Consider the following 5,115-nt stretch of genomic DNA (forward strand, 5'->3'; position numbering starts at 1 on the left):
CATTGGCAGGTAGGCCGTGCAGAGTCAGGGCCACCTCGGCGGCCGGGGCGGGCAGGTTGTCGTTGTGGTAGTTCCAGACCAGGATGCTAGCCGAGTGGGCGTCGGCCGAGGCTAAGGCGCTAATGTCGGCCCGTTGGCTCTGAGCTTGCGCTCGGATGTCGGCAATGGTAAGGGGCGCGGCATTACGTACGGCTACGCGGGGGCCGCGCATTCGGCCTAGCATCCGAAATACGTTGAGTACGGGCTTGTCTACGCCATGAGTAGCTAAGTCGCGGAAGCCTGCAAACCAAGGCTGGTTTTCAAACTCAAACGACCAACTCACGGCCCCCTCAAGGTTGATGTGGTGCTGCGCGGCTAGCTCGTAAAGGCGGGCGTAGGCCGCGGCCGTGTAGCTTGAGTACATGGTACCGTTGCGGTAGTCGTTTTCGGGATTTGTTTGCACGCCGCAGGCAGCACAGCCCTCGGGGTCGTTTTCGCCGATGATGACGGGTAGGTGGCGCAACGTGGGAAAGGAAGCTACAATCTTAAAGCCTTCTTCCAGGTCGCCAAACTGCGTACCCATATTCATGCGCACATGGCCATCCACGAGCTTGGGGCCACCTTTGGCATGGAAGGAAATAAAATCGAGGCGAGTACCCGTCTTGCCGGTCACGTAGTTCGTCACCAGTAACACAGTGCTGTAGGAAACCGCGCAGATAGTCGGCAGCCTTGTTCCAGCCCGGACCCGTCGTTTCGGGGCCGCCCAGCAGTGCCGCCGGCAGGGCGCGGTGCACGGCTGCCTCGGTATAGTCGTAGAGTTGATTGTATTCCTGCGGGGTGCCTTTCCAGTAGCCAATGTTTGGTTCGTTCCAAAGCTCCCAACGCCAGGTTTTTACTTCAGCCTCACCATAACGGGCCACGCAGTGTCGCACCCATTGGTACACCAACTCGCCCCATTTTTGGTAATCTTTGGGCGGATAGGCCCATCCGGTGTAAATAGACTCGTAGGGGTCGCCTGGCTTCCAGTAATGGCGGTAGGGTACGGGACGGGTAGAGAGGGCCTCAGGCATGAAGCCTAGCTGGGCAATGGGCTTCATACCACGACTGACGAACGCATCAAAGATGCGGTCCACGATTTTCCAGTCGTATAGCGGGCGGCCCTGGGCATCTTCAGAATAGGCATTGGTAGACCCCCACTTTAGGGCCGCCTCCCCGTTGCCCGTAGTCAGCAGGTTGTGCACCCGTACGTACACGGGCGTAGGGCTAAGGGCAGCAAGCTCAGTAAGCAGCTTTTGCCCATCGGGCATGTATGAGTAATTCGGCTCGTCGTACCCGAAATAAGCCCACACTGGCGGCATGGGCCCGATGGGTTGGGCGAGGTCCACGGCTAAAGTTACCGGCTCTGTGGAGGTGGGTGCTGAGGCTGGCCGTTGAGCTTGACTGGCAGCGGGTAGACCCAACACGCACAGCAAGCCTAGTAAAGGAAGAATACGCATGGGGTAAGTGAAAAGCAGTAGAAAAGGGACGAGGGGTGAGAGTAGGAAGACTGATTACAGGCCTATCCATCTGCGGAATGAAACGAGGCGGAAACCAGCTTTCTAGGCGTGATACGTAGCACATGCCACAAAATCATCCTGTTCAGAAAGAGGGAATAACGGTAGGCACGTTCCTTACAGCCCTAGTTCCGTCAGTCCGGGATGATCAACGGGCCGCGGCCCTAGCGGCCAGTGAAACTTACGCGCTGCTTCGAGAATAGCCACATCATTGATGCTGGCCTCACGGCGGCGCATCAAGCCCTGGTCATCAAATTCCCACTGCTCATTGCCGTACGCACGAAACCATTGCCCTTGCGCGTCGTGATACTCATACTGAAAGCGCACTGCAATCCGGTTTTCGTGCACGCCCCAGACCTCCTTGATGAGACGGTACTCGTGCTCCTGCTCCCATTTACGCGTGAGGAATGCCACAATGGCCGCCCGGCCCACCAAGAACTCACTACGATTGCGCCAGGAGCTGTCGGGGGTGTACGCCAGGGCAACTCGTTCGGGCATATGGGAATTCCACGCGTCCTCGGCTAGGCGAGCTTTTTGGCGGGCAGTTTCTATAGTATAAGGAGGTAAGGGCGGACGGACGTCGGACATGGAAAGCAACGGAGGTAAAAGGCGGGAAAGGAACGGGAGTTACACAAAAAAACTGACCTGCCATTCCAAACTCTGATCAGCCTCCTCCTTAAAAACATGCAAAGCCCAGACTACAGCATAAACCTATTGCTGCGTAGCTGCAATGAAGCAGGTTTGGGTAGGGAAAATCGGATGAGGGCCAGCGTGTGCTTGGCGTAGTGGCAGGCGGTTTAGGTGAGCCATTGAACAAAGCAAATTCGGCCTTTTAAACAAAGTGCCTCGGTTTGGGGTGAACTACTTTTGTTTAAGCAAACATCCTAACAACCCTCGCCCCTTCCCCATGCCCGTTAAGCAAACAAATCCCCATGCGGAGATGGTACTCGTCTGCAACGGCGACCGGCGTTACGGAGGGGAAACAATGTTTGAGGAGAACGTTCTCGTCAGCGTACTGGCGGGTGAGCTGAAAGTGGTACAGGCTGACCGCACACGCTACTGCGAGGCGGGCACCACAGTGCTGCTACCCCGCAAGCAGCCCGCAACTCTGCTGAAGTATCCTAAAGACGGCGTTGCTTACCAAGCCGTGGTGCTGAAGCTGCCTACGGCCCTCGTGCGAGCTTATTATGCGGCGAATACTCCAGCGCCAGCGCCGCCAGCTTCATCTGGGTTGCTGCTTTTCCCCAAAAGCTCGTTGCTACAGAGCCTTTTTGCTTCGCTGCTGCCCTACTTGGAGCTGGAATACCGCTTACCAGAAAAGCTCTTGCAGGTGAAGGTAGCGGAGGTGATGGAGATCTTGCGCAGCCTCAACCCGCAATGCGACGCGGTGCTGGCCGACTTCACTGAGCCTGGCAAAACCAACTTGGTCGAGTTCATGGAAGCTAACTACATGTTCAACATCTCTTTGGCCAAGTTTAGCTACCTAACCGGCCGCAGCCTGACTACCTTCAAACGAGACTTCAAAAAAGCGTTTCAGCTAAGCCCTCAGCGTTGGCTCACGCAGAAACGGTTGGCACTAGCTCACTACCAGTTGGCGGAGAAAAAGAGGAAGCCAGTGGAGTTGTACTTGGAGGTAGGCTTTGAGAATCTGGCGCACTTTTCCTATGCGTTTAAAAAGCAGTTCGGCTACCCCCCAACGGCCCTGGCTGAGCACACGGCTGACTAGCGGCCGGCCGCTGGCTGAGTCTGTGCGTGGCTAATGCCCAGCTAGCGTTCTGGGCTTCTCTTACTCGGTTGTAAGTACGTGCTCTGGCATCACTAAGTGCCTTAAAGGCCAGGCTATGCCCTTTGTTAAGTGTCCGGCTGAAATGGTTCCGCCGGATTATTACGTACGTAATGTCACTAGTTCACCCCATGAAATCAGCATTGGTCACAGGCGCAAATAAGGGCATTGGCCTGGAAGTCGCCAAACAACTCGCCCAGCACGGCTACTTTGTGTACCTCGGTAGCCGCTCCCTAGAAAGTGGCGAGGCTGCTGTTAAACAACTAAACGCCGCGGGGCTCACAACCCTTGAAGCCGTTCAGTTAGACGTCACCAACCCCGATTCTATTCGAGCGGCTCGGGCCACCATTGGCGCCAAAACGCTCGTCCTGGATGTGCTCATTAACAACGCCGGTATTTCCGGTGGTCTGACCCAATCGGCCCTAAGTGCTACCCTGGAGCAATTCCGGTCGGTGTTCGAAACCAACCTGTTTGGTGTAGCCGGAGTTACGCAGGCATTTATCGATCTGCTCCGCCAGTCGCCGCAGCCGCGCATTGTCAACGTGAGCAGCGCCATGGCCTCGCTCGCGCTATACGCCGACCTCGCTAATCCCAGTCTAATTTGGCTTTCGGTGTATCAGTCGTCGAAAACAGCCTGAATATGTACACCCTCCACTTAGCTCACGAGTTGCGTGACACACCCTTCAAAGTCGATGCAGTATGCTCAGGATATACCAAAACGGACTTCACGGACCATCAAGGCACCAGCACGGTTGAGGAGGCTGGACAACGCCTTGTAAAGTATGCGCTCCTTGGCCCGCACGGGCCTACCGGCAAGTATTTTAGTGAAGAATATTTTCCGGCCCCCGCCACGTGCCCGTGGTAAGCCTATTCTAGGAGCTAGGTAAGCCCTTACCGGTAGGAGCTTACGCTATTAGTTTATACCTACACCGCGCACGTTGAGTATCCGCACGCTAGGGTCGTGGCGGAGGTAGCGGCGCAGGCGGGTAATGAATACGTCAAGACTGCGGCCATTGAAAAAACTGTCGTCGCCCCATAGTTCACGCAGCACTATAGTGCGCGTGAGCACCTGGGTCCGATGGTCGAATAGGCGCTTGAGCAATTCTGCTTCCCGGTGGGTAAGAGCAACAGGGCGCTGGCTGCCGTCGGCCAATTGCAAGCGCTGCTCCGGGTAGTCAAAGCGGTAGCGCCCAATGGTCAGCGGCCCCGTCGGGGTTTGAGCCGCAGTTGATGCCCGGCCCAAAAGCGCTTGAATGCGGGCTACCAGTTCATCGAGGCTGAACGGCTTACGCACGTAGTCATTACCGCCCAGTTCAAATCCTTGCACCGCGTCGGCGGCCTGTGAACGGGCCGTAAGAAATAGAATAGGTACCGTAGTTGTCACGCCTCGAATCTGGCGAGCTAGCTCAAACCCGTCACGCACCGGCATCATCACATCCGTCACTACCAAATCGGGCCGCCCGAGTTGAAACAGCTGCCAGCCCTGCTGCCCATCGGGCGCGTGATGGACCGTAAAGCCCCGGGTTTCGAGGCTGTCCTGCACGATGCGGGCAAGCGAAAGCTCATCTTCTACTAGTAAGATTGTCGGCATGTTTGACGTGATAACTTTGGTGGGGGGACTACCCTAGCTTGGTTCTGCGGGGAGCCAGATGCTAAACTCGCTGCCCCGCCCTACTTCGCTGCGTAGGCGGATGCGGCCGCCGTGACTGGCTACCACTTGGCGAACGTAGTACAAACCCAGCCCGAACCCCTTAATTGGATGCTGATTACCCATTGGCACCCGAAAAAAACTGATCAAAT

The 5,115-nt window shown here is 56.4% G+C and carries 6 protein-coding genes and 1 pseudogene; 2 read left to right on the forward strand and 5 right to left on the reverse strand.

Annotation, left to right across the window (positions count from 1 at the left end; translation table 11 throughout):
- The 3 genes and pseudogenes from VI25_RS28735 to VI25_RS22365 form a co-directional block, all read right to left on the reverse strand.
- A pseudogene (locus tag VI25_RS28735) lies at window positions 1-586 on the reverse strand (beta-xylosidase); the annotation flags it as partial.
- Window positions 525-1,475 (reverse strand): GH39 family glycosyl hydrolase, encoded by a 951-nt coding sequence (locus VI25_RS28740; RefSeq protein ID WP_055562928.1) that lies wholly within the window; start codon window positions 1,473-1,475, stop codon window positions 525-527. The pseudogene VI25_RS28735 and the gene VI25_RS28740, both read right to left, overlap by 62 nt.
- Before the next feature lie 174 nt (window positions 1,476-1,649).
- Window positions 1,650-2,120, reverse strand: a complete 471-nt coding sequence (locus VI25_RS22365) for a DUF1348 family protein (protein WP_045690447.1) — start codon at window positions 2,118-2,120, stop codon at window positions 1,650-1,652.
- A gap of 319 nt (window positions 2,121-2,439) precedes the next feature.
- On the opposite strand from VI25_RS22365, the gene VI25_RS22370 reads away from it, so the two are divergent.
- On the forward strand, window positions 2,440-3,258 hold the full coding sequence (locus VI25_RS22370; protein ID WP_055562929.1) for a helix-turn-helix domain-containing protein: 819 nt from the start codon (window positions 2,440-2,442) through the stop codon (window positions 3,256-3,258).
- A 188-nt stretch (window positions 3,259-3,446) separates the two neighbouring features.
- Complete coding sequence (locus VI25_RS22375; protein ID WP_316934403.1) at window positions 3,447-3,953, forward strand: SDR family NAD(P)-dependent oxidoreductase; 507 nt, start codon at window positions 3,447-3,449, stop codon at window positions 3,951-3,953.
- A gap of 275 nt (window positions 3,954-4,228) precedes the next feature.
- Here the strand turns inward: VI25_RS22375 and VI25_RS22380 are convergent, their stop codons facing one another.
- Window positions 4,229-4,906, reverse strand: coding sequence for a response regulator transcription factor (locus tag VI25_RS22380; protein ID WP_055562930.1), 678 nt, complete (start codon window positions 4,904-4,906; stop codon window positions 4,229-4,231).
- Window positions 4,907-4,939: 33 nt separating this feature from the next.
- Window positions 4,940-5,089, reverse strand: a complete 150-nt coding sequence (locus VI25_RS23760; RefSeq protein WP_236705213.1) for an ATP-binding protein — start codon at window positions 5,087-5,089, stop codon at window positions 4,940-4,942.
- Window positions 5,090-5,115: the final 26 nt, after the last annotated feature.

The organism is Hymenobacter sp. AT01-02 (genome assembly GCF_000961955.2).
Lineage (GTDB): Bacteria > Bacteroidota > Bacteroidia > Cytophagales > Hymenobacteraceae > Hymenobacter > Hymenobacter mucosus.